Origin of the sequence: Arthrobacter sp. UNC362MFTsu5.1 (genome assembly GCF_000685965.1) — a bacterium.
Lineage (GTDB): Bacteria > Actinomycetota > Actinomycetes > Actinomycetales > Micrococcaceae > Arthrobacter.
On the sequence record NZ_JMLE01000011.1, the window covers coordinates 128,845 to 153,236 of the forward strand.

Genomic DNA, 24,392 nt, shown 5'->3' on the forward strand with positions numbered 1-24,392 from the left:
CCTGCTACTCCGCGGGGCGCTTCTTCTGCGGGTACGGGGTTTCGCCGCGGGCCAGCATCTCCACGAATCCGGCGATCTTGCGTTCCCGGGTGGCAGCCTGCTTGACCGAGTTGGTGCGGTAGATCAGGGCGAAGCGGTTCACCGACGTCAGCACATCGAACATGGCCTGCGCCCGCGGTTCGGCGGCGATGGCAGCTGCCAGGTCCGCTGGGACTTCGGCGGAAGCCGCTCCGGAATAGGCCGACTCCCAGCGTCCGTCCGCTTTGGCGGCCTCGACGACGGCCCGGCCGGCCGCGGTCATCCTGCCTGCTGCTTCGAGTTTTTCGATCCGGTCCACGTTCCGCGCCGACCATACGCTCTTGGGGCCCCGGCGCGTCATCCGCTGGAAGGAGCTGTCGTCGTCGCGCCTTTTGCCCTGGCCGTCGATCCATCCGAAGCACAGCGCCTCCTGCAGCGCTGCCTCGTAGTCCAGCTCTGTGGTGTTGCCGCCCTTCTTGTGCAGCACCAGCCAGACCCCCGGACTGGTGGCGTGGTGCTGTTCCAGCCAGCTGCGCCACTCGGCGGCGTCCTTCACCAGCAGTTCTTCAAGTTCGATGGCCATGGCACCATTCTGCTACCCGGGATTCCTTAATCAAGGCGTGGCATCATGGCAGTGTCGCCGTCAACGCCATCGCAAAGCCAACCCAGGAGTGTCCCATGCTGCGTGTCCGTCCCGTCCATTTCACGTCCCGTCCGGACCAGTGGGAGCAGCTCCTCACGCTGCTGGGAATGGTGAAGACCGTCGATGACGGTCCCTGGAAAGAGTACGACGCCGGTTCGGGCCGCCTGGCGCTGCACGCCGCCGAAGCCGGTTCCGCCGAGGACGGCACGACGGCGTTCGGCGTCGAAGTGGGCGACCTCGCCGAATTCGCCCGGCGGACCAACGCGGCCTCCGTGGAGGACGGGAACATGCCGGCCGAGCTGGTCGACGCGGACCACGGGGGCTCCTGCCGGATCACCGGCGAGGACGGTTTCAGCTTCTTCGCGGACAAAGCCGCCCACGGCGCCCAGTGCGCGGACGCCGATCCGGGACTCGCCGTCGTCGAAGTCTGGTTCACGCCGGACGCAACGGCCGCGGCGCAGACCCTGCGGAACATGGGCGCGCGGCTCCGGCCGGTGCCGGATGACGACGAAACGGCGGATTTCACCGCCAAGAACGGCGGCGTGCTGATGGTGCGCCCCGCCAGCGGCGCTCCGCGGACCGGGCTGGGATTCGAGTACACGGGCGAGCTTTCGGTGCTGCGGGACCGGCTGGACGCAGCGGGCACCAAAGTGACCATGACGGAAGAGGCCTTCGGCCGGACCCTGCATGTGGCCAACCCCGACGCCGCAGGCGGGGACGTTCCTGCGCTTTGGGTTTCTTCGCGGCACTGACGGGGGCGTGGTTGCGGGGCCAGCATTCGGGACGCGTGAAGGTCCGGCGCGGGGTTCGGGCAGGGATGGGGTAGAACTTAAGCATGAACGTGCGCACTCCTGACCCGAATCCCGGCTGGCTGTCCGATGAGGACCTCTTCGAAGCCCGGGGCCGGCTTCCCATGGTTTATGTGGAAGCCGTACCCGTCCGCCTTGATCCCCTCGGGTTCGTGAACGAAGTGGGCACGCTGCTGCAGGCCGACGAGGACGGCACCATGGTCCGCTCCCTCGTGTCCGGCCGCGTCCTCTACCGCGAGACCATCCGGGCCGCCCTGCTCCGCCACATGGAGAAGGACCTCGGCCCGCTGGCGTTCCCGCAGCTGCCCATCAGCCCGGTGCCGTTCACCGTGGCCGAGTACTTCCCGGCGCCGTCCCACACGGGCTTCACGGACGACCGCCAGCATGCTGTTTCGCTGGCCTACATCATCCCGGTCACGGGCGAATGCGAACCCCGCCAGGACGCCCTGGAGCTCACGTGGATGACGCCGGAAGAGGTCCTGAGCCCGGATGTGCAGCTGGAATTCAGCGGCGGCCGCGGCGCGCTGGTCCGGCAGGCTCTCGCGTTCGCGGGCGTCGGCAGCTAAGTTCCCCGGGCTTCGCCGGGGACGCTCGAAGGAACCCGGGCGTCCCCGATTTTCGGCAGGCTCCTTTGTAGACTGTAGGGCGGACCGCAAGAGAACTTAAGGACTCCCGATGACCCACCGCCCAGCCGCCCAGCACTACAGCGAGCTCAAGGCTGGCTCTCTGCAGACCGGCCACCTGCTGCTGCTCCCCGACGGCGAACGGTCCGCCGAAATCCAGAGCGTCCTCGTTGAGGAGGACGATTTCGGCACTCCGGCTGTGGTCCTGGCAACGCTCACCGGCGGCGGGATCCTGCGCATCGCGGCCGGGTCCACGGTCCTCGTGGCAGGCCCCGGTGAGGGCGTGGAGGCGGCCTCCCCCGACACTGCCGTTGTCAGCGGCGGTCCCGAACAAACAGCAGTTTCCGAAGAGTCCGACGGCGCCGCCTCCCTTCAGCTGGTTGAGTCCCCCGCCGCCGGGGCAGAGTCTGCCGGGGAGGGCGCCGCCCCGGCGACTCCCGCCGTCGTCGTTCCTCCCCTCCCGGCCACCACCCCGGCCGCAGCGGCCGTCCCGGCCGGCCCGAGCGAGGAAGAGCTGGCGCTGATCCCGGCGCCGTCGGGAACGCCCGAGTCGGTGGTGGAGGCAGCCGCGGCCGCCCATCCGGACGCGCTCGGCGTGATGCTACTCAGCGACCGGCTGGCCAAGGGCATCAACACCAAGTCCGGCAGCTGCCTCAAGGACCTCAACGACCTCGCCCACGAACTGTTCGTCGTCCTCAAGGACGCCGAGAACGCCCTGGCCGTTGCGGACCTCCTCAACGTCCTGCCCTTCGATGGCAATCCGGGCCGGTGGACGTCGGTCGAAGCGGCGCTTTCCCTGTCCAGCTACATCTGCCGGCAGACCGGGCAGGAGGACCGTGCCGACGTGTACGAAAAGCTCCTCCGGGCCCCCGAAGCGATGGAAACAGACCCCTTCAAAGCCCGGATGAACGCCAAGGTCCGCCAGCGCTCGCTGAATGAGCCCAACCTGTATGACAAGGAAATCTTCCGGGCCATCGACAATTCCAACCCGGACGCCGAACGCGAATGGCGGCTGCTGCGGCTTGAGGCCCTGATGTTCCTGCGGGCGCACGGCGGCTCCGAAACGATCGGGCTCAAGGAACTGGACCGCCGGATCGGCAACGAACTGGAGTCCGTGCGGGCTTGAGGGCTGTGCGCCACCCGTTAGGCCCTACCCCGCGGGCTCCGGGAGTTGTAGATTCACCCCATGACGAACAATCTGAGCGTTGTGATTAATTCCGATGCGCAGCAGGTTTGGACAATGCTGCGTGAACCGGCCAAGGTGGCCCAGTGGCACGGCTGGGAGGCCGACGACCTTGCCGCCGAAATCAACGAAATCTACTTCAAGGACACCGTGGTCGAAGGTCCGGACCACACCAGCCTGACCGTGGACGGCGGGGACGAGTTCAACCTGAAACCCGTTCCCAGCGGCACCGAAGTCAGCGTGACACGGGCCGCCCTGGACCACAATTCGGAGTGGGCCGCCTGGGACGAGGACATCACCCAAAGCTGGCTGACTTTCCTCCAGCAGCTCCGGTTCGCATTGGAACACCACCCGCACGGTAAACGCCGCACTGCCTTCTTTTCCGTTCCGGGCGGGGACGGCTCCGCGATCGACAAGCTCGGCCTGGCGGATCTTCCCAAACGGGGTGAGCCGTACTCGCTGACGCTTCCAACCGGCGAGGAGATCTCCGGCAAGGTCTGGTACCGGACCAACCACCAGGTGGGGCTCACGGTCCACAGCTACGCCGAGCACGGCGACGGCCTGCTGATTGTGGCCGACCAGCCGCCCATTGCCGAGGTAAGGCCCGACGGCGGGTCGATGGTGATCATCTCAACCTACGACCTGGGGGCGCACCGGCTGGAGGAAATCCGCACCGGCTGGGACAACTGGCGGGCTGAGAACTATCCCACATCGGACCCCGTGCACTGACCGCCGGCTAAGTTTCCGGGAGCCAAGCTGGCACACTTGAACCGTGCCAGCCAATACTGAACCTTCACTCTCGCCTCTCGAGCCCGGTGCCGCAGCCCTGCAGTCCGAGTTTTCCTTCACCGTGGGCAAGCGGCTGAGTGAAACCTGCTCTCCGACGCCGGAGCAGGTAGCCGCCAACGGCGGTAGCTTCCTGGGCAGGACCGGCACCATCAGCACCCCGCACGGCGAGATCCAGACTCCCGCCTTCATCGCCGTCGGCACCAAGGCCACGGTGAAATCCGTGCTGCCCGAGTCCGTCGCCGAGCTTGGTGCGCAGGCGGTCCTGGCCAACGCGTACCATCTGTACCTCCAGCCGGGGGCGGACATCCTGGACGAAGCCGGCGGGCTGGGCGCCTTCATGAACTGGCGCGGGCCCACCTTCACCGATTCCGGCGGGTTCCAGGTAATGAGCCTTGGCTCCGGGTTCAAGAAGGTCATCGACATGAAGTCTGTTGACTCCTCCGGCCCGGACGACGCCGTGGCACCCGGCAAGGAGCGGCTGGCCCACGTGGACGAGGACGGCGTCTGGTTCAAATCGCACCTGAACGGGGACCGGCACCGCTTTTCGCCGGAGATTTCGATGCGTGTGCAGCACCAGATCGGTGCGGACATCATGTTCGCCTTCGACGAGCTGACCACGCTGCAGAACTCCCGCGGCTACCAGGAGGAGTCGCTGGAACGCACCCGCCGCTGGGCCGAACGCTGCATCACCGAGCACTTCCGGCTGACGTCCGAGCGCACCGGCAAGCCGTACCAGGCGCTGTTCGGCGTGATCCAGGGCGCCCAGTACGAGGACCTGCGCCGCAAGGCCTGCCGGGACCTCGGCGCCATGAACTTCGACGGCTTCGGCATCGGCGGTGCACTGGAGAAGGAGAACCTCGGCACGATCGTGCGCTGGTGCAATGAGGAACTGCCGGAGGACAAGCCGCGGCACCTGCTGGGCATCTCCGAGCCGGACGACATCTTCACCGCCATCGAGAACGGCGCGGACACTTTCGACTGCGTCTCCCCCACCCGGGTGGCCCGCAACTCGGCCTTCTACCACCCCGACGGCCGGTTCAACCTGTCCGGGGCCAAATACAAGCGCGACTTCGGCCCGCTGCAGGAAGGCTGCGACTGCTACGCCTGCCTGAACTACTCGCGCGCCTACATCCACCACCTGTTCAAGGCCAAGGAGATGGTCTCGGCCACGCTGATCTCCATCCACAACGAGCGCTTTGTGGTGAAGATGGTCGACGACGCCCGGCTCGCCATCGAGGCCGGCAACTTCTTCGAGTTCAAGGCCGAGACCCTGGGGCGCTACTACGCCTGAGCCGCGCCGCCGGGCGCCGTCGGGGCACCGGCCGGGGGCGCCGTCGTCGAAAAGGCGCCTCCCGCCGTCGTCCTCCGATATCCTGACCGGATGCTCATCGAGATCCCGGCCGCAGAAGGCGTTGCCGAAGCCGTCGTCGCCCGCCCGTCCACCGGCGCGGGTCCGTTCCCGGGCGTCCTGCTCTACATGGACGCCTTCGGCCTGCGCCCCCGGATCCACGACATGGCGCAGCGAATCGCCGACTGGGGCTACATTGTCCTGGCCCCGAACGTCTTCTACCGCGAAGGAACGGCAGAGGAGCTGGCGCCGGAAACGGACATGACCACTCCGGCCGGCCGCGAAGCCGCCGGCGCGGCCGCGTTCCCGCGGGTGGGCCGGCTTACTACGGACAAAGTGCTGCCGGACATCGATGCCTGGGTGGATGCGCTGAGGAAGCTGGACGGCGTAGCGCCCGGGCCGATCGGCACGGTCGGCTACTGCATGGGCGCACGCCTTGCCGTGCGCACGGCAACCTCCCACGGTGAAGCGGTGGCAGCCTGCGGTGGCTTCCACGGCGGCGGCCTGGCGAGCGAGGCTCCCGACAGCCCTCATCTCGGACTCGGCAACGCCCGGGCCCGGTTCGTGTTCGGCCACGCGGATCACGATCGGAGCATGGATCCCGACGCCGTTGCCCGCCTGGGCCATGCTCTTGGCGCCGCCGGGCTCGAGGCTGCCAACGAGATCTACGCGGGCGCACCGCACGGCTATTCGATGGCGGATACTTCGGCGTTCCACCCGGAAGCCACGGAGCGGCACTTCCGCGAGCTTCGCAACCTCCTCGACGGGACGCTCAAGGGCTGACGTTCCGCGGGCAGCCCCATCGGTTGCTGCTATAAGGTACGACGCCGGGCGGCAGCTACGCGACGTTCGTCACCGCTGCCGTCGGGGCACCGTAGCTCGGTTCGCGCTTCTTGATCCAGCCGATGGCCAGGGCGGTCACGGGCACAAAGAGGAACTCCACCAGGGTCTTGTAGAGGAAGCCCACCAGCACGTAGTTCACGAACGTGCCAAAGTCCGTGATGCCGATGACGGACGCCGCGATGCTGCAGAAGATGAGCGTGTCCACGAACTCACCGGCCACCGACGAGCCCATGATGCGCGCCCACAGCGACTTCTCGCCGGTGCGCGCCTTCATCCGGACCAGGATCCAGGAGTTGATGGTCTGCCCGGCGAAGAATGCGAGCAGCGAGGCCAGCACAATCTGCGGAACCGGCCCCAGCGCCCCTTCGAGGGCGGCCTGCTTGGAGGCACCGAACTCGTCGTCGAACCCGGGCAGCGCGATGATCACCCAGTAGCAGAGGGAGGCGAACACGGACAGGGCAAACGTGGTGATGATGGCCTTGCGTGCCACCTTGAACCCGTAGACCTCGCTGATGACGTCGCCCAGGATGTAGGCCAGCGGGAAGAGGAAGAATCCGCCGTCGGTGATGATCGGACCGATCGCCACGCCTTTGGATGCCCCAATATTGGACAGGATCAGCACCACGGCCATGCAGGCCAGCATGATGCCGAAATAGGGGGAACCGATCGAAGCGAATTTCGGCGCCGCGGAGGCCGGGAAAGTCTTGGCGGAGGTCATGGGTGATCCATTCGGAGTGGTTCGCTCGGCTGCACGGTCAGTCGCGGTGATGAACCGCGGCGGCGGCCGGCTGTATTAGCACTGGGAGACGGCCCCCGCGAAGTGCTTCCGCCGGAACCGTCTCCCATTCTCGCACCAATACAACCCCGCTGGCGGAACGCATGCTTCGGGCAGGCGGGCCCTGCCCGAAGCATGCGTTCACATTGGTCATCCGCACAATGCGGCCCGTTCGGCGGCGGTGGCAGTATGGGTGGATGACTTCTGCAGCTGTTGACACGTTCCCCGCCGTTGCCCTGACCATTGCCGGTTCCGAGGCGACGGGCGGCGCAGGCGCACAGGCCGATCTGAAGACCTTCCAGGAACTTGGCGTCTTCGGCATCGCCAACCTGACCTGCATCGTCTCCTTCAACCCGAACGACAACTGGAACCACCGTTTCGTCCCGGTAGACCAGCAGGTCATCGCGGATCAGTTGGAAGCGACGACGGCGGCCTACGGTGCCGCTTCCGGCGCACCGTCCGTGCTGGACACCGTGAAGATCGGCATGCTGGGCAGCCCTGCCACCATTTCGACCGTGGCCTCCGCCCTGGCCGACGGCGGGTTCACCAACGTGGTGCTTGATCCCGTGCTGATCTGCAAGGGGCAGGAGCCGGGCCACGCACTGGACACGGACCAGGCACTCAAGGCCCAAATCCTGCCGCTGGCCACTTTCGTCACGCCCAACCATTTCGAGGCGGAGTCGCTGTCCGGGCTGGAGATCACCGACGTCGAGTCCCTCAAGGCCGCGGCCGTCCGTATCCATGAGCTGAGCGGCGCGGCGGTGCTGGCCAAGGGCGGCGTGCGCCTGGCCGGGCCCGACGCCGTCGACGTCTACTACGACGGCGACACCCTGGAAATCCTCTCCGCCCCCAAGGTGGGCGAAGTGGCCGTGTCCGGTGCCGGGTGTTCCCTCGCTGCCGCAGTGACGGCCGAACTGGCCAAGGGCGCGACCCCGCTCGAGGCTGCGCGCACGGCCAAGGCCTTCGTCACCGCCGGAATCCGCAACCGCGTGGCCTCCGGCGCACCGTTCGACGCCCTCTGGCAGGGCGGGCCGCGCTAACCCCCGCCAAGCCGTGGTGTTAGGAGCGGGGGTCGGCCACCCGTCCCATGAAGAGCGGCAGCCCGGTTTCCACGTGCACGATCTGGTAGTGGAACGGCCGGTCGAAGGTGATGGTCCGTTCAGGCTCCGGCGGCGCACTGGTGACAGCTCCGTTGATCTGCGTCACCGCCGCGGCGACGGTGCCCTTTTCGGCAACAGTGATGTTGGCTGCCTGCGCGGCCTGGGTGATCATCATCCTGGGCTGGATGTTGTTGAAGTCCTCGGTGGTGGCGAGGGTTTTCCGGAGGCCGAGCGATTCAAACACCTTGCGCAGGTCGAAGCTGCACTTGTGGTCCCAGCGCGGCAGCTGGATCTGCACGGTCTCCAGCGGGGCGCTGTCCAGCGCGTCCGCGATGTCCGTGAGTGCTGCAGCACCCAATGCGGCGTCCGCGCCGGCCTCCGGCAGAACCAGACGCATGACAAAGCCGTCGGCATACGGAAGGTCCACGCCCTGCCACGCGGTCCCTTCCGCATACTTCATTTTCAGCTCGTTGTGCATTGCCGGTGCCTCGATTTCCTCGCCGGCGGCCGTGGTGAAGGGCAGATCCGACGTGTCATTCGGGTCGAACGGCGCGCTCCAGGCGGACGCGAAGTACAGGGAGTTGAGCAGGCTGAACGTGTTGTCCCGGTCGTATTTTGCCGGGGCTTGCTTAATCCGGCCGCCGGTGTTCCTGTTGACCCAGGCATCGATGGCGGGCTTCGTTGCGCCCTCGTCCTTGAAGTCCACGGGGTACACCCCGGTTCCGTAGTGCCGGGCCAGTGTGTCCAGGAACGGCTTACCAGTGGGGACGCCCTTGTCCACAAACAGGCCGTTGGCGGCGTGCATCACGGGCTTTCGCGGCGGGTTCTCCTCGTCCACCGCGCCCGGATCGCCGTCGAACTTCTCCAGTGATGCGAGCAGCGCGTTCATCGCCTCGTCGCGGTTCTCGGTGGGGAGTTTCAGGACAGCATCCATCTCCGCGGCCGTAGCGCCGGTAGCACCGGCTCGAAGCATGGCCAGGGCTATCAGCAGGCTCCCGGGCGAGGACACCACGTTCCCTTGGGCGCCGTCGCCGCCGTCGGCCAGCAGGGCTTCGCCGAGCCCGAAAGCGGAGGTGCGGAAGGAGCGCAGTTCAGCGGCGTACGCCGCACCGTCCACCGAAACCCGCTGCACACCGTCGGCCTTCAGGATCTCCGGAGACGACGACGCCGAGCACGCGGTGAGCGCCACCAGCGCACCTGCCGTCGCGAGCCGGGCCACGCGGAACGTTTTCATGTTTCCCCCTTGGAAATGCCATGCTGGCACTCGGCGGGAATCCGCCTTTCCCCTTCAGTCAACCAGCCTGCCCGCTGCAGCACGATGCCCGTAGGGTCACGGTTTGCCGTCGTTTTGGTCTCGCCTGGGGAACCCTCTCTCTATTGCTGCAACGTTTCGGGAAACGCTCACGCACGGACGGCCGCGGCGTATCCTCAAGACACGTCGAAGGAGCACGGATGGTACAGAGGTTTACAAGCGTCGAGGAGTACATCACGTCCTTCCCCGCCGAGGTGCAGGTCATCCTCCGGGAGGTCCGGCGCCGGTGCAGGGCCGCCGTGCCGGACTCCGGCGAGATGATGAGCTACGGCATTCCCACGGTCACACTGAACGGAAAGTACGTGGTGTATTTTGCCGGCTGGGCGCACCACATTTCCGTGTATCCGGTGCCGTCAGGCGATCCCGCTTTCCAGGCTGACATCGACCCGTACCGCTCGGCCAAGGGAACGTTGAAATTCCCGCTGGGCAAGCCGGTTCCTTACGAACTCATCGAAAAAACCGCGGCGCTGCTTGCGGCTGAGCGCCGCGGTTCCCCACCCACATAGCGAGCGGACGACGGCGGCCGCCCGCCGCCGTCGTCGTCGTCGTTGTCGTCGTTGTCGTCAGAAAACTACCGCCGCGGGATGTTGCGCAGGTTGCTCCTGGCCATGCTCACGGCCTCGCCGGCGCCCCGGTTCAGGACCACCTTCGACATGGCGGTCGCGAAGCCGAGGACCTGCGAACCCGTGATTTTCGGCGGGATCGACAGTGCCTTCGGATCCGTGATGAGCTCCACCAGCGACGGCCCCGGGTGGGCGAAAGCCTCCCGGTAAGCGCCCTCGATCCGGGCAGGATCCGTGACCCGGACCGAGTGGAAGCCGAGCGCGCGGGCGACGGCCGCGTAATCGGCGTCGGGCACGTCCACGCCAAAATCAGGCAGCCCGTCCACCAGCATCTCCAGTTTGACCATGCCCAGTGTTGAGTTATTGAAGACCACCACGTTCACCGGGAGCCGGTGCGCGGCAACGGTGATCAGTTCGCCAAGAAGCATGGACAGCCCGCCGTCTCCGGACACCGAAATGACCTGGCGGCCGGGAAAGGCCAGCTGGGCGCCGATCGCGTGCGGCAGGGCGTTGGCCATGGAGCCGTGCAGGTACGACCCGATCAGCCTGCGCGTGCCCAGCGGATTGATGTACCGGGCAGTCCAGACGTTGCACATGCCCGTATCCGCGGTGAAAACGGCATCCTCCGCGGCTACCTGGTCCAGCACCGATGCGGCGTACTCCGGGTGGATCGGCTGCTTCTTTTCCACCTTGCGGGTGTAGGCGCCCACTGCCTTGTTCATAAGCCGGTCATGCTTCTTGAGCATCTGGTCAAGGAACCGGCGGCTCTTCTTCGCTGCGACCAGCGGCTTCAACGCGGCGAGCGTGGGCAGCACGTCGCCATGGACGGCGATGTCGACGTCGGTCCGCCTCCCCAGCTTGTGCGCGGCGCGGTCCACCTGGGCTGTGCGCGTGCCGGGAAGGAACTGATCGTACGGGAAATCCGTGCCGAGCAGGATCAGCAGGTCGGCGTCCTCGATGCCCTCGGCCGCGGCGCCGTAGCCGAGCAGCCCGGTCATGCCGATGTCGTACGGGTTGTCGTACTGCATGAAGTCCTTGCCCCGCAGCGAGTGGCCGATCGGGGCGCCGATCACTTCGGCGAGCGCCACCACCTCGTCGTGGGCACCCTGCGTTCCCGCACCGGCGAAAATGGCGACCTTGTTGGCAGCGTTGATCGCGTCAGCCAGCTCCCGGACGCTCGCAGCGTCCGGAGTCAGCGTGGCGCGCCGGAACGTTGCCGGCAGCGGCGTTTCGCCGGTGGCTTCCAGTCCGGCGATGTCGCCGGGAAGCGTAACGACGGCGACTCCCCCGAGCCCGACGGCGTGCTGGATGGCGCTGTGCATGACCCGGGGCGCCTGTTCTGCCGTGCTGATCAGCTCCGAGTACACCGAGCACTCGTTGAAGAGCCGGTCCGGATGGGTTTCCTGGAAGAATCCGCTGCCGATCTGCTTGCTCGGAATGTGCGAGGCGATCGCCAGGACGGGTGCCCCTGAGCGGTTCGCGTCGTACAGGCCGTTGATCAGGTGCAGGTTGCCGGGGCCGCAGGATCCCGCGCAGACGGCCAGCTTTCCGGTCAGCTGGGCTTCGGCGGCGGCGGCGAAGGCAGCTGCCTCTTCGTGGCGGACGTGGATCCAGTCGATGCCGCCCTGCTGTGAGCCGCCGGTTTTTCGGACCGCATCGACTATCGGGTTGAGGCTGTCGCCCACGATCCCGTAGATGCGCTGCACTCCGGCAGCCTGGAGTTGTTCAACGAGCTGGGTGGCGAGTTCCTTGGCCATGAGTGCACACTCCCGCGATCGGGTCCGATGAGCTGACAGGGCCAATATAGTCCGCCCACCTTGGCGCCGTTCCCAGGTTTTGGACGGGAACGACGACGGCGGCCGCCGCCCCGGGGACCGGAAGGTCACCGCCGGGCCGGCCAGCCGCCGTCGTACTCTTACCGGACTGAACCGGGATCAGACGTTCAGGAGGTCCTTGTCCTTGTCGTCGTCCTTGCGGGTCTGCGACCAGGCGTGGCCCTGTTCGTGATCAAGATGCGTGGATTTCTTATTCTTCAGCGCGAAGATGTAGACCACCAGCGAGATGGCAATGGCCACCGTGACGTAGGTGAAGAACAGGTCCACCCGCTCGGCCTTCTGGAACGCGGCGCCGATCAGCGGGACCGTGCCGCCGAAAAGCGAGTTGGCGATCGCGTAGCCCAGCCCGACGCCGAGTGCCCGGATGGACGCGGGGAACAGCTCGGCCTTCACCAGGGCGTTGATGGAGGTGTACCCGCCAACGATGAGCAGGCCGCCCATCATGAGCAGGAACGCCGTGAACGGGTCCTTGGTGTTGGAGAGCGTGGACAGCAGCGGCCAGGTGAAGAGGACACCGGTGATGCCGAACCACAGCAGCAGCGGCTTGCGGCCCACCTTGTCCGAGATCAGGCCGTAGACGGGCTGGAGCAGCATGAAGATGAAGAGGGCCCAGAAGTTGATCACCGAGGTGTCGGTCTTGGCGATGCCGGACGTATCGTTCATGAACTTCAGGATGAAGTTGGTGTACGTGTAGAACGCCACGGTGCCGCCGAGTGTGACGCCGATGCAGATCAGCAGCGGCTTCCAGTACTGCGTGAACAGCAGCTTCATGGTGCCAGGCTGTGCTTCGCCGGCCGTGACCGGTGCCTTGGCAGCCTGGACCTGCTCGGCCGATACGGTTTCTTCCATCGAGCGCCGCAGCCACAGGACCACGAGCGCAGCCACGCCGCCGATCGCGAACGGAATGCGCCAGCCCCACTCGGTCAGGTCGCCCTTGGGCATGACGTTCTGCAGGATGACCAGGACCAGCAGGGCCAGCATCTGGCCGCCGATCAGGGTGACGTACTGGAAGCTCGAGAAGAAGCCGCGGCGCTTGGACGTGGCGGCCTCGGACATGTAGGTGGCGCTGGTGCCGTATTCGCCGCCCACGGAGAACCCCTGGATCAGGCGGATGAGGATCAGCAGCACCAGGGCCCAGACGCCGACCTGCTGCGTTGTGGGCAGGAGCGCAATGGCGAAGGAGCCCGCGGACATCAGAGTGACGCTGAGCGTCAGCGCGGCCTTGCGGCCCTTGCGGTCCGCGTAGCGGCCGAAGAACCAGGCGCCGATGGGGCGCATCAGGAACGACGTCGAGAAGACGGCCATCGCTTCCAGGCCGGCCTGCAGCTCGTCCTTGGAGTTGAAGAAGTGGGACTGGAAGTAGGCGGCAAAAACTGTGTAGACGTAGAGGTCGTACCACTCCACCAGGTTGCCGGCAGAGCCTTTGAGGATGTTGCTCACGGCGCGGCGGGTCTGGGCTGACTCACTCTGGATTTCGGCTTGCTGGGTGCTCATCGCTGAACCTCGCTTGACTGTGCTCCCGGGAACCGTTCCGGGCATATTCCTGTGCTGTCCATGGCAACATTGCTCATGGTTCCTCCTCGACATTGACGGTCCTCCGAAAGCCGAGGACCCATCCACGCTATGGGTGATCCACCCCACTACCTACGTGAAAGGGGAATTCCTAACACTTCCTTAGGTTTCGCCGGGACAAGGGATAATCTCCACAGCGGGCAGATCGAAGATGCCCCGTCAACGAACAGGACCAGGCAATGGATGTGCTCATCGTCGAGGACGACGACGCCATGGCGTCCGCCCTCGACGCAGCAGTGGTTTCCGCCGGACACACGGCGTCCCGGGTTGCCCGCGGGGCTGACGCGCTCCTGGAGCACCGCCGGTTCGAGGTCATCCTGCTGGACCTGGGGCTTCCGGACATGGACGGCCTCGACGTGCTGCGGAAGCTCCGCCAGGTTACCCCGGTCCCGATCCTGATCCTCACCGCCCGCGACGACGAGCGAAGCGTGGTCCTTGGCCTGCGGTCCGGAGCCGATGACTACCTCGTCAAACCGGTGAAACTGGTTGAGCTGCTGGCCCGCATCGAGGCTGTGACGCGGCGTTCGGGCCGTGCAAAGGACAGCCGTCAGCAGAGCATAGTGCTGGGGGAACTCGAGGTGGACCTCGAACGGCGAGTGGCCGCCGTCGGCCCCAAGGTCCTGCCCCTGACGGCCACCGAGTTCGACCTCCTCGCCCTTCTGGCCAAGCACGCGGGGTCGGTGGTCACCCGGGAACAGATCCTGGACGCGCTCTGGGGAGACGCCTTCGTGGCCTCGTCGCGGTCCCTTGACGTGCATCTGACCGGCCTCCGGGCCAAGCTCCAACTTCCCGGTTTCATCATCAACGTGCGCGGCGTGGGCTACCGGGTCGAGGCGGATCCGGCGTGAAGCTGCGTGTCCTCGGAATCCTGAGTGTGCTGTCCGTCCTCATCGTCATCTTCGCTTCCACCGCCATCCTGACCTCCGCCAGCCGGGAGCTCACCCAGGAACTCCAGATCAACAGGGCGGCCGCCCTCAACAGGCTGGCGCAGGTGGCGTTCGACGCCGCGACCGACGGGGAATCCACGCAGCTGCAGGCGGAGATGGACAGATACTCGGAACTCTACGGTGAGGGGGTACTGATCGGCCTCCAGCAGGGCACCCTGCGCTCGGGCGGCCTGAGCGAGGACAGGGCGGACGTCCGCGATGCAGTTGCCCGGGCAAAGCTGAACCTGAATGACACCACCCTCAGCCCGCTCCAGCCGTTCGGCACCGGTTCCGAGGTGATTTCACGTTCCTTCGGCAGTGCAAGCCAGGTCCTTGGCGAAGCGGTCCTGGAGGTCAACCTGGACGCGGCCCGGCAGAAACTGCGGGAACGGTGGCTCCTCGTCGGACTGGCTGCGGCCGTGCTGACTGCGGTACTCCTACTCGGTGCCGCCCGAGTGACAGGCTGGGTGCTGCGTCCCGTCCACCGCCTGAATGCCGCCGTGACGGAGCTTGAGGCGACGGGCCGGACCGGCCAGCTACCGGAGGACGGCCCGCCGGAACTGAGGGAACTGAGCCGTTCCTTCACCCGGATGGCCCGGACAGTCAGCGCCAGCATCGACTCCCAGCGCCAGCTCATTGCCGACACGTCGCATCAGTTGCGGAATCCCGTGGGCGCACTGCGGCTGAGGATCGACCTGCTGCAGCTTGAATTGCAGACCGCCCGGGAACACAAAGCGGCGGCGGGCGTTCTCGCGGAGCTGGAACGGGTGGAAGAAATCCTGGACGGCGTCTTGAGGCTCGCGACCGCCGAGCACCGGGCCTTCGAAGACTCCGCCGGAGGGCCGCTGGGGACCCCTTCCCGCGGGCGCCCCGGCGTCATCGATCCATACCCGGTCCTGCAGGAGGAAACCGAACGGGCGGGACCCGCCGCGAGGCGCAGCGGCTCGACGATCCTGCTGGCGGACCCGCCGGACCCGGCGGTGCACATTGCCTGCAATGCCGCCGAACTCGCCCAGATGGTGGGGGAACTGATCAACAACGCCATCAAATACGCACCCCGCGCCCGGATCTCCGTGGCAGTCCGCGAACGTCCGGACACGGTCACCGTGGAAATCTCCGACGACGGCCCCGGGCTTTCAGCCGAGGAACGGGCAGCTGCCACCAGCCGGTTCTGGCGCTCCCCGCAGGCCCGGGAGATCCGCGGCAACGGCCTGGGCATGACCATCGTCGACAAACTGGCGGGAGCCAACGGGGGCCGCCTGCTGCTGACGGAAGCCTCGCCGCACGGCCTGATGGCGGGCCTCGAGTTTCCGCGTGTTTTCCATGGCCACGGGCCGGATCATGACGACGGGCTGGATCACGACGACGGGCCGGAGGCCCTTTCATGACCGGCAGGGCTGACCTGACAGCAGCCCTTCCGCCGAGGAGGGCCGCCCTCAAAGCCGGGCTGGCCGCCGGGCTGGCCGGGCTGCTCATCCCGGCCCTCAACGCCTGCACCACTGAGGACAGGCCCGGCACCGTGACGGTTGCCGGAGGCGAACCGGGCGGCTTCTATCTTGAATTCGCAACGCTGCTGGCGGAGTCCCTCCAGCGCCACGGCGTAGCCGGCCACGCTACAGCGCTGACAACCGGCGGCAGCCTGGACAACCTGGCGCAGCTTCTGACCGGGCAGGCCACGCTGGCTGTCGCACTGGCGGATGCCGCGGCTCAAACCAGTGAAGGGAACAGCTCATCAAAGGGTGGCATCACGGCCCTCGGACGAGTGTACGAAAACTACGTCCACTGCGTGGTCCGGAAGGCCAGCGGCATCCGCGATCTCACGGAACTGGCCGGCAGGACCGTGGCTGTCGGTGAGCCTGGTTCCGGGACCTCGCTGACCACTCCGCGCCTGATTGAGGCTGCCGGGCTGGCGTCTGTGGCTGTGGGCGCCTCCCCCGCCGCCGGCGTCGAAAAAACGGTCACCGTGATGAACCTCGGACTCAACGCGGGGCTTGCGGCCCTGCAGAACGGGTCAGTGGATGCGTTGTTCTGGTCCGGCGGTGTGCCCACAGCCGCCATTGCCGCCACCAACAACCAGGTCGGGCTCGGATTCCTGGACCTCTCCCCGCTGCTCCCGAAGCTCCGCACCAAGTACGGCGCGTTCTACGACAGGGTGCTGATCCCGGAAGGCGCCTATGAGGGCATCCCGGCTGTCTGGGCGGTGGGTGTGGCCAACCTGCTCCTGTGCCGCAGTGACCTGGATGAGCGCACCGTGAAGAGGACGGTCGAACTGCTGGTGGGCCATGCCGAGGAACTGATACCTCGCTCCAGCCTGGGAGTCCAGTTCCTGAGCCCCGAATCGCTGATCAACACCGCCGGACTGCCGTTGCACCCGGCCGCCGCCGCCGCTTACCGGAAACTGCACGGCTAGGCAACGCTCTCTCACTTAATGCAACAAACGCGGCAACCCTCTCTCACTTTCCTCAAGAGAGTGAGAGAGCGTCCTGGAGAAACCCGCATTAGGTGAGAGAGCGTCCCGGTAAGGTTAGCTCCCCGAGTGCGCCTGCAGGAAGCTGTACACCTCGGTCTCGTCCACGCCGGGGAAAGCGCCCGGCGGCATGGCGGCCAGCAGGTGCGAGTGCGCCCGCGCCGACGGCCAGGCATTGCCCGCCCACTCGGAGGTCAGCGAAGCCGGCGGCCGGCGGCAGCAGTTCTCATCGGGGCAGGTGGACTTGGACCGCTCCGTGGTTTCCCGTCCGCGGAACCACTTCACCTGGGCGTACGGGACGCCAACGGAGAGGGAAAACTCGCCGGTGGCGGAGCGCTCCGTCCGCGCGGTGCACCAGTAGGTCCCCGAGGGCGTGTCCGTGTACTGGCTGTAGGCACTGAACTTGTCCGGCACGTCGAAAACCACCCGCGACGTCCAGTTCTTGCACGACGGCTGGCCCTCAATGGCGCCGGTATGATCCTGCGGGAACGTCACGCCGTCGTTCTCGTAGGCCTTGTAGATGATGCCGCTCTTGTGCGTCTTCTGGAAGTGCGTGCGGATGTCCAGGTGCTGCGTGGCCAGGTTCGTGAACCGGTGTGCGGCGGTCTCGTAGGACACGGCGAAGGCGTCCCGGATGTCCTCGACGGCGATTTCCTTGGCCTGCTTGGCCTTCTGCAGGAACTCCACGGTGGCCTGCTCCGGCAGCATCAGCGCCGCAGCGAAGTAGTTCGTGGCCACCCGCTGCATCAGGAAGTCCCCGTAGTTGGACGGCGTCTGGTGGCCCAGGACGTAGTGTCCCAGCGCCTGCAGCAGCACCGAACGGGGGTCGTGATCGGTGCGCTGGTTCTGCGTGAGGTAAATTCTGCGGTTCTTAAGATCCGTCACCGAACGGGTGGAATGCGGCAGGTCGCCCACGTGGTGGAGGCTGAAACCGAGGTGCCCGGCGATGTCCGCGATGACGTGGTGGGACAGCGGACCGCTGGTGTGACCCACCGACGCCAGGACCTTCTGCGCCTCCGCCTCGTACTCCGGGAAATAGTTGTTCCGCTCGCGCATCATGGCACGCAGCGCGCCGTTGGCACGGCGGGCCTCTTCCGGCGTCGCCGCCTGCTCATTGAGCCGGCGCTCCAGCTCGTGCTGCAGGCCCACCATGGACTCCAGCACATCCATCGGAAGCCGCGAGCTGATGCGGATTTTCGGCAGGTTCAGGGACTCGTAGAGGGGGCTCCGCTGGTAACGTTCCAGCTCGATCTCCAGCGCCGCACGACGGTTCGGCGGCTCCGCCCCGAGCAACTGGTCGATGCTGACATTGAGGGCGGCCGCCAGCTGCTGGAGCAGCCCCAGTTTGGGCTCCCGCTTCCCGTTCTCGATCAGGCTCAGCTGGCTCGGCGCGGTCCCGACGGCGGCACTCAGGTCATCGAGGGTCATGGCCGCCGCTTTACGCAGGTGGCGGACGCGGCGGCCCAGGCTGATGACGTCAAGTTCGGGGACCGAAGGGGACGACGGCGGGGTGGCGGCGGTGCGATTCCAGCTCGTAGGCGACATTTATTGAGAATACGCGAAGAAGTGCATTTCTTTCCAGACTTTTTCTCTAGCAACCCTCTTGAAAGTGCAGAAAAGTAGATCTCACGGAAAGAAACACCGCACCGGTCCAACCGGTCCCCCAACTGCAACGGCGCAGGGAAGGGGACCGGCCAGGACATCCGGAGCACAAACAAGGAGACAAAGATGACTGCAGCATTTGAGCCCACCCAGCAGACGCCCGAAGAGCAGGCCGCCGCACTGGAGCTCGAGTGGGCCGCCAACCCGCGCTGGGAAGGTGTGACCCGTGACTACAAGGCAACGGACGTCGTCCGCCTCCGCGGCCGCGTCTCCGAAGAGCACACGCTGGCCCGCCGCGGTTCCGAGAAGCTCTGGAAGCAGCTCACCGAAGAGCACAAGACCGGCGGCTACACCAACGCCCTCGGCGCCCTCACCGGCAACCAGGCCGTGCAGCAGGTCAAGGCCGGCCTCCGCGCCATCTACCTCTCCGGCTGGCAGGTGGCCGCCGATGCCAACAACTCCGGCCACACCTACCCGGACCAGTCGCTCTACCCGGCCAACTCCGTTCCCACCGTGGTCCGCCGCATCAACAACGCCCTCCTCCGCGCCGACCAGATCGAGTTCTCCGAAGGCATCCAGACCGTCGAGGACTGGATGGTGCCGATCGTCGCCGACGCCGAGGCCGGCTTCGGCGGTCCGCTGAACGCCTACGAGCTGATGAAGTCCATGATCCAGGCCGGCGCCTCAGGCGTTCACTGGGAGGACCAGCTCGCATCGGAGAAGAAGTGCGGCCACCTCGGCGGCAAGGTGCTCATCCCCACCCAGCAGCACGTCCGCACCCTGAACGCGGCCCGCCTGGCCGCCGACGTCGCCGGCACCCCGTCAGTGGTCATCGCCCGCACTGACGCCGAAGCCGCAACCCTGATCACCTCCGACGTCGACGAGCGCGACCAGGAATTCATCACCGGCGAGCGTACGGCCGAAGGCTTCTACAAGGTCCGCAACGGCATCGAACCCTGCATCGCCCGCGCCAAGGCCTACGCCCCGTACTCCGACCTCATCTGGATGGAAACGGGCACCCCGGACCTCGAGCTTGCCAAGAAGTTCGCCGAGGCCGTCAAGGCCGAGTTCCCGGACCAGATGCTCTCCTACAACTGCTCGCCGTCGTTCAACTGGCGCAAGCACCTGGACGACGCCACCATCGCCAAGTTCCAGCGTGAACTCGGCGCCATGGGCTTCACGTTCCAGTTCATCACCCTGGCCGGCTTCCACGCCCTGAACTACTCGATGTTCGACCTCGCCCACGGCTACGCCCGTGAAGGCATGAGCGCCTACGTCGAGCTCCAGGAGAAGGAATTCGCCTCCGAGTCCCGCGGCTACACCGCGACCAAGCACCAGCGCGAAGTCGGCACCGGCTACTTCGACGACATCGCCACTGCGCTCAACCCGAACGCATCCACCCTCGCCCTGGTCGGATCGACCGAAGAGGGCCAGTTCCACTAATTCTTCCCCAACTAGATAGCAGTAGGTGTCGTTTTGGAGGCTCAAAACGACACCTACTGCGACTCAGTTGGGCCTTGCACCAGGAGAACTCTCATGAACAGCTTCACTGACAACTTCACTATCAACGGGATCACGCTGACCGCGCAGCCTATTTGCCGGCAGGGCGAGGTTCTTACTCCGGACGCCCTGGCTTTTGTGGCCAAGCTGCACCGTGCGACGGCGGCGCGGCGCCAGGAGCTGCTGCAGGCCCGGCGGTCCCGCCGTGCGGACATCGCCAAGGGACTGGACCCGCGGTTCCTCCGCGAGACCGAGTCCGTCCGGAACGATCCGAACTGGCGCGTCGCTCCCCCGGCCCCGGGCCTCGAGGACCGCCGCGTGGAGATCACCGGCCCGGTGGACAAGAAGATGACCATCAACGCGCTGAACTCGGGCGCCAAGGTGTGGCTGGCCGACATGGAGGACTCCTCCACCCCGTCGTGGCGCAACGTCATCCAGGGCCAGCTGAACCTCACCGATGCCCTGGAACGCCGGATCGATTTCACCTCCCCGGAGGGCAAGGACTACAAGCTGCGTCCGGCGGACGAACTGCCCACCATCGTGGTCCGCCCCCGCGGCTGGCACCTGCCGGAAAAGCACATGCTGATCGACGGGACCCCGATCGCCGGCGGCATCGTGGACTTCGGCCTGTACTTCTTCCACAATGCCCGCCGCCTGCTGGCCCAGGGCAAGGGCCCGTACTTCTACCTGCCGAAGATCGAAAACCACCTCGAGGCACGCCTCTGGAACGACATCTTCATCCTGGCGCAGGACCTGCTGGGCATCCCGCAGGGCACCATCCGCGCCACCGTGCTGATCGAGACCATCACGGCCTCCTTCGAGATGGAAGAGATCCTCTACGAGCTCCGCGACCACGCGGCCGGCCTGAATGCCGGACGCTGGGACTACATCTTCTCGATGATCAAGAACTTCCGCACCCGCGGCCCCCGCTTCGTCCTGCCGGACCGCGTCCAGGTGACCATGACGGCCCCCTTCATGCGCGCCTACACCGAGCAGCTGGTCCGGGCCTGCCACAAGCGCGGCGCCATGGCAATCGGCGGCATGGCCGCAGCTGTCCCCAACCGCAAGGACGAGGAAGCCAACGCGATCGCCTTTGAGAAGGTCCGCGCGGACAAGACCCGCGAGGCAGGCGACGGCTTTGACGGCTCCTGGGTGGCCCACCCGGACCTGGTTCCGGTGTGCCGCGAAGTGTTCGACGGCGTCCTCGGCGACCGCCCGAACCAGCTGGACCGCCTCCGCGAGGACGTCACCCCTGACGACCGCGCGCTGCTGGACATTGCCTCCACCACGGGCACCATCACCGAGCAGGGCATCCGGAACAACATCGAGGTGGGCATCCGCTACATCGAGTCCTGGCTGCGCGGCAACGGGGCTGTGGCCATCCACAACCTCATGGAGGACGCCGCCACGGCGGAGATCTCCCGCTCGCAGCTGTGGCAGTGGATCTACTCCCACGCCATCACCGACCACGGCGAAATCATCACCCGCGAGTGGGTGGAGGACCTGCTGGACGAGGAGTTCACCCGGCTGGAACGCTTCGAAGGCGACCGCTTCGCCGACGCGCGTGACATCTTCGAGGAAGTCACCCTGGCCGACGCGTTCCCCACGTTCCTGACCCTGCCTGCCTACGCCCGCTTCCTGCACGAGGCTCGGGACCGGTCAGAGGACCCCGTCGAGGACGCGGCGCTGGTGGCCGCCTAACCCCGCGGTAGTCCAGCCGAGATTTCCGTTCGCCGGGCAACCACGCCCTTCGCAACAGGCACCCCCGAAATCCGGGGCGGCGGCCCGGCAACGGAAGCACCATTAAGCGCGAACGGACAGTTGCGGCCCTTGTTCAAGGGGCCACAACTGTCCGTTCGCGCTTTTGCGTGGGGCTTAAGTGTACGTTCGCGCGTGGGGACGCATAACAGGGAGTACGACGACGGCGCGACCCGTTAGCGGGTCTTCGGCACCTTCCGCACGGAGAGGGTGGTGCCCAGGAAGAACGCCGCCACCGAGCCGAGGATCAGCAGCAGCGGGTTGGTCCATGATCCGGACAGCCCGTGGACGTAGCCGAGGAGCGTCGGCGCAGTGGCGCCAACGGAGTAGCCCACGCCCTGGACCACCGCGGACATCCGGCCCGCGGACGCCTGGTCGCGGGCCAGTCTGATGATGGCAATGAAAATGACGGTGATGCCGCCGCCCTGCGCCGCGCCGCCCAGGGAGGACCAGAGCCACCACAGTTCCGGCGCCAGCAGGAGGCCAAGGGGAACGGTCAGCCACATAACGCCCAAGGTGACCGCCACCGCCGTCGTACTGGCAAACCTGGCCACCATCGGCACGCCGAGGCCGCCCACAATGGCGAGGATCTGGAAGAGCGAGGACCCTGCACCGGCGGCGGAGGGCGCCATGCCCAGTTCGTCGATCAGGAAGGTGGGCAGCCAGGCCGTGACGCCGTAGTAGGAGAACGCCTGCCCGGCAAAACCGGCCGTGAGCCCCACAGTGATCCAGCGCGACGCCGGCCTGCCGCCGGCCGGACGGGGGTCGGAGTCCTCGACGGCGGCAGGCACGAAAGCCTGCCGGCCGGCGGCCAGCACCCAGAAAACGATGGCGGCGACGGCGAACAGCCCGCTGGCCGCCAGCGAGAGCCGCCACCCGGCCAGCTCGGCCAGCGGCGCGGTGACCACCGAGGTCAGGAACGATCCGATGTTCAGTGCCGCGGTGTAGATGCCCATGGCAGTCCCCTGGCGCCGCGGCGAGAAGTCGCGCCGGATGATCAGGGGCACGGCGATGTTGCCGATGGTGATGGCCAGGCCGATGATCGCGGTGCCGAACAGCACCAGGACGCCGTTGCCGGCGGAGCGGACGATGACGCCGGCCAGCACACCCAGGAGGGTGAGCATGATGGCGAACTCAGCCCCGAATTTCCTGCCCGCGAAAGACGCGAGGGGCGCCGCGAGGGAAAAGCACAGCACCGGAATGCCGGTCAGCAGCCCCAGTTCCACCGGCGAGAACCCAAGGTCCTGCTGCATCGGGCCCACCACGGGGGCAACCGCCACGAACGGGCCCCGCATGTTCAGTGCGATGAGTCCGATGCTCGCCAGCAGGATCCAGCCGCGCGGAACCCTGGCCAGGAAATTCGCCGTCATAAGGCGGGCTGCGGCTGGGTGCGGAAGCTGGAAATCGGTTTCATCCATTCATTGCTATCATGCCCGCGGCAAGATGACGGGCGTTATCCCGTTGCCTGCAGGGTGGCCTCGATCACGGCAGGAGACAACACATGTTGGGTGACCATTTGGCTGGCACCGAGGATCGCCGCCTGGTCGCCGGCCATCGCGAGCGCTATCCGCAGGTGTGACGTGGCCAGCGGCAGGGACCGCCGGTAAACCACCTCGCGGACTCCGGCCATCAGGTGGTCGCCGGCCTGGCCGAGGCTGCCGCCGATCACGATCACCGACGGATTCAGCAGGTTGACCACCATGGCCAGCACATCCCCCACGTCCCTGCCGGCCTGGCGGAGCGCCTGGATCGCCTGGAGGTTGCCCTCGCCGACGAGCCGCAGGACATCGCCGCCCTTTTCAGCCGGAAGGCCCTGGCGTGCCAGTTCCCGGGCGACGGCGGGGCCGGATGCCAGCGCTTCGAGGCAGCCGTAGTTGCCGCAGCGGCACAGGACATCGTCGCCGCGCGGAACGCGCACGTGCCCCAGGTCTCCTGCTGTTCCGTTGGCGCCGCGCTGGAGTTCCCCGCTGCTGATGATGCCCGCGCCGATGCCCGTGGCCACTTTGATGAAGAGGAAGTTGTCGTGATCTGGCCAATAGGCGGTGCGTTCGCCAAGGGCCATGATGTTGACGTCGTTGTCCACCAGCACCGGAACCGGCAGCGAGCGCTGGACGTAGCGGACCACGTCGAACCCGTCCCAGCCGGGCATGATGGGCGGCTTCACCGGCATCCCGGTGGCATGCTCCACTGGGCCCGGCAGCCCGATCCCGATGCCGGCGAGGTCCGCGGTGGTCCTGCCGGCTTCACCGAGGAGTGCCTTGCCCTCCTCGACCACCCGGCCCAGGACTGCTTCCGGGCCGTCGGCGACGTCCTGGGCCAGGCGGCGTTCGGACAGCACATTGCCGCCAAGGTCGGTGACGGCAACGATCACGTGCGTGGCCCCGACGTCGACCGCCAGGACGGCGCGGGCGGCGGGATTGAAGGCAAAGCGCGACGGCGGCCTGCCGCCGCTGGAGCTCGCCTCACCGGCGGGGCCCACCAGCCCGGAGGAGATCAGGGCGTCGATGCGGGCGGCCACGGTGGACCGCGCCAGCCCGGTGGTCAGGGCCAGTTCGGCCCGGGTGCGGGCTTTGCCGTCGCGGAGCAGCTGGAAGAGGTCGCCGGCCCGGGAAAGACTGCCCGCACCATCGGGGGCGGCGTCCGGTCCTGCTTCGGTGCCGGACTCTTTTCCAGGCGTGGGATTCATGAGTCAGTGATAGCACGAAGCTCTTATGCATGTCACGCCG

The 24,392-nt window shown here is 66.8% G+C and carries 21 protein-coding genes; 13 read left to right on the plus strand and 8 right to left on the minus strand.

Annotation, left to right across the window (positions count from 1 at the left end):
* Window positions 1-4: 4 nt before the first annotated feature.
* Entirely contained in the window at window positions 5-601 is a 597-nt protein-coding gene (locus tag BS38_RS0112515) for a YdeI/OmpD-associated family protein (RefSeq protein WP_028271115.1), read from the minus strand.
* Window positions 602-696: 95 nt separating this feature from the next.
* Here BS38_RS0112515 and BS38_RS0112520 point away from each other — a divergent pair, with 95 nt between their 5' ends.
* From BS38_RS0112520 to BS38_RS0112545, 6 genes are all read left to right on the plus strand, one after another.
* The gene (locus BS38_RS0112520) at window positions 697-1,413 is read left to right on the plus strand and encodes a hypothetical protein (RefSeq protein WP_028271116.1); all 717 of its coding nucleotides are present in this window, start codon (window positions 697-699) and stop codon (window positions 1,411-1,413) included.
* 83 nt (window positions 1,414-1,496) lie between these two features.
* Entirely contained in the window at window positions 1,497-2,036 is a 540-nt protein-coding gene (locus BS38_RS0112525; protein ID WP_028271117.1) for an NUDIX hydrolase family protein, read from the plus strand.
* A gap of 109 nt (window positions 2,037-2,145) precedes the next feature.
* Window positions 2,146-3,219, plus strand: a complete 1,074-nt coding sequence (locus BS38_RS0112530; protein ID WP_028271118.1) for a DUF6707 family protein — start codon at window positions 2,146-2,148, stop codon at window positions 3,217-3,219.
* 60 nt (window positions 3,220-3,279) lie between these two features.
* The gene (locus tag BS38_RS0112535; RefSeq protein WP_028271119.1) at window positions 3,280-4,005 is read left to right on the plus strand and encodes a hypothetical protein; all 726 of its coding nucleotides are present in this window, start codon (window positions 3,280-3,282) and stop codon (window positions 4,003-4,005) included.
* Between the two features lie 43 nt (window positions 4,006-4,048).
* On the plus strand, window positions 4,049-5,356 hold the full coding sequence (gene tgt, locus BS38_RS0112540) for a tRNA guanosine(34) transglycosylase Tgt (RefSeq protein WP_028271120.1): 1,308 nt from the start codon (window positions 4,049-4,051) through the stop codon (window positions 5,354-5,356).
* A 90-nt stretch (window positions 5,357-5,446) separates the two neighbouring features.
* Window positions 5,447-6,196: a dienelactone hydrolase family protein gene (locus tag BS38_RS0112545; protein WP_028271121.1), complete on the plus strand. Its 750-nt coding sequence runs from the start codon at window positions 5,447-5,449 to the stop codon at window positions 6,194-6,196.
* Between the two features lie 55 nt (window positions 6,197-6,251).
* Here the strand turns inward: BS38_RS0112545 and BS38_RS0112550 are convergent, their stop codons facing one another.
* Window positions 6,252-6,974 (minus strand): queuosine precursor transporter, encoded by a 723-nt coding sequence (locus BS38_RS0112550; RefSeq protein WP_028271122.1) that lies wholly within the window; start codon window positions 6,972-6,974, stop codon window positions 6,252-6,254.
* A gap of 254 nt (window positions 6,975-7,228) precedes the next feature.
* Between BS38_RS0112550 and BS38_RS0112555 the strand changes: the two genes are divergently transcribed.
* On the plus strand, window positions 7,229-8,071 hold the full coding sequence (locus BS38_RS0112555; RefSeq protein WP_028271123.1) for a hydroxymethylpyrimidine/phosphomethylpyrimidine kinase: 843 nt from the start codon (window positions 7,229-7,231) through the stop codon (window positions 8,069-8,071).
* Window positions 8,072-8,090: 19 nt separating this feature from the next.
* Here BS38_RS0112555 and BS38_RS0112560 read toward each other — a convergent pair whose 3' ends face one another.
* Window positions 8,091-9,365: a serpin family protein gene (locus BS38_RS0112560; protein ID WP_028271124.1), complete on the minus strand. Its 1,275-nt coding sequence runs from the start codon at window positions 9,363-9,365 to the stop codon at window positions 8,091-8,093.
* 218 nt (window positions 9,366-9,583) lie between these two features.
* Between BS38_RS0112560 and BS38_RS0112565 the strand changes: the two genes are divergently transcribed.
* A complete protein-coding gene (locus tag BS38_RS0112565) occupies window positions 9,584-9,949 on the plus strand; it encodes an iron chaperone (protein WP_028271125.1) in 366 nt (121 codons plus the stop codon).
* A gap of 65 nt (window positions 9,950-10,014) precedes the next feature.
* On the opposite strand, the gene BS38_RS0112570 is transcribed toward BS38_RS0112565, so the two are convergent.
* Both BS38_RS0112570 and BS38_RS0112575 read right to left on the minus strand, forming a co-directional pair.
* Window positions 10,015-11,763: a pyruvate dehydrogenase gene (locus BS38_RS0112570; protein WP_028271126.1), complete on the minus strand. Its 1,749-nt coding sequence runs from the start codon at window positions 11,761-11,763 to the stop codon at window positions 10,015-10,017.
* 177 nt (window positions 11,764-11,940) lie between these two features.
* The gene (locus BS38_RS0112575; protein ID WP_028271127.1) at window positions 11,941-13,335 is read right to left on the minus strand and encodes an MFS transporter; all 1,395 of its coding nucleotides are present in this window, start codon (window positions 13,333-13,335) and stop codon (window positions 11,941-11,943) included.
* Between the two features lie 257 nt (window positions 13,336-13,592).
* Here BS38_RS0112575 and BS38_RS0112580 point away from each other — a divergent pair, with 257 nt between their 5' ends.
* From BS38_RS0112580 to BS38_RS0112590, 3 genes are read left to right on the plus strand one after another with little or no spacing between them, the layout of a single operon-like run.
* On the plus strand, window positions 13,593-14,261 hold the full coding sequence (locus tag BS38_RS0112580; RefSeq protein ID WP_028271128.1) for a response regulator transcription factor: 669 nt from the start codon (window positions 13,593-13,595) through the stop codon (window positions 14,259-14,261).
* A complete protein-coding gene (locus tag BS38_RS25070; RefSeq protein WP_231511234.1) occupies window positions 14,258-15,727 on the plus strand; it encodes a sensor histidine kinase in 1,470 nt (489 codons plus the stop codon). The genes BS38_RS0112580 and BS38_RS25070 overlap by 4 nt, the downstream gene beginning before the upstream one ends.
* Window positions 15,724-16,749, plus strand: a complete 1,026-nt coding sequence (locus BS38_RS0112590; protein WP_043438503.1) for a TAXI family TRAP transporter solute-binding subunit — start codon at window positions 15,724-15,726, stop codon at window positions 16,747-16,749. Before BS38_RS25070 ends, BS38_RS0112590 begins: the two co-directional genes overlap by 4 nt.
* A 114-nt stretch (window positions 16,750-16,863) precedes the next feature.
* On the opposite strand, the gene BS38_RS0112595 is transcribed toward BS38_RS0112590, so the two are convergent.
* Complete coding sequence (locus BS38_RS0112595; RefSeq protein ID WP_028271130.1) at window positions 16,864-18,351, minus strand: helix-turn-helix transcriptional regulator; 1,488 nt, start codon at window positions 18,349-18,351, stop codon at window positions 16,864-16,866.
* Between the two features lie 183 nt (window positions 18,352-18,534).
* Between BS38_RS0112595 and aceA the strand changes: the two genes are divergently transcribed.
* A complete protein-coding gene (gene aceA / locus BS38_RS0112600; protein ID WP_028271131.1) occupies window positions 18,535-19,851 on the plus strand; it encodes an isocitrate lyase in 1,317 nt (438 codons plus the stop codon).
* Window positions 19,852-19,944: 93 nt separating this feature from the next.
* On the plus strand, window positions 19,945-21,609 hold the full coding sequence (gene aceB / locus BS38_RS0112605) for a malate synthase A (RefSeq protein WP_028271132.1): 1,665 nt from the start codon (window positions 19,945-19,947) through the stop codon (window positions 21,607-21,609).
* A gap of 233 nt (window positions 21,610-21,842) precedes the next feature.
* Here aceB and BS38_RS0112610 read toward each other — a convergent pair whose 3' ends face one another.
* On the minus strand, window positions 21,843-23,036 hold the full coding sequence (locus tag BS38_RS0112610; RefSeq protein WP_028271133.1) for an MFS transporter: 1,194 nt from the start codon (window positions 23,034-23,036) through the stop codon (window positions 21,843-21,845).
* Window positions 23,037-23,119: 83 nt separating this feature from the next.
* The gene (locus BS38_RS0112615) at window positions 23,120-24,352 is read right to left on the minus strand and encodes an ROK family transcriptional regulator (protein WP_028271134.1); all 1,233 of its coding nucleotides are present in this window, start codon (window positions 24,350-24,352) and stop codon (window positions 23,120-23,122) included.
* Window positions 24,353-24,392: the final 40 nt, after the last annotated feature.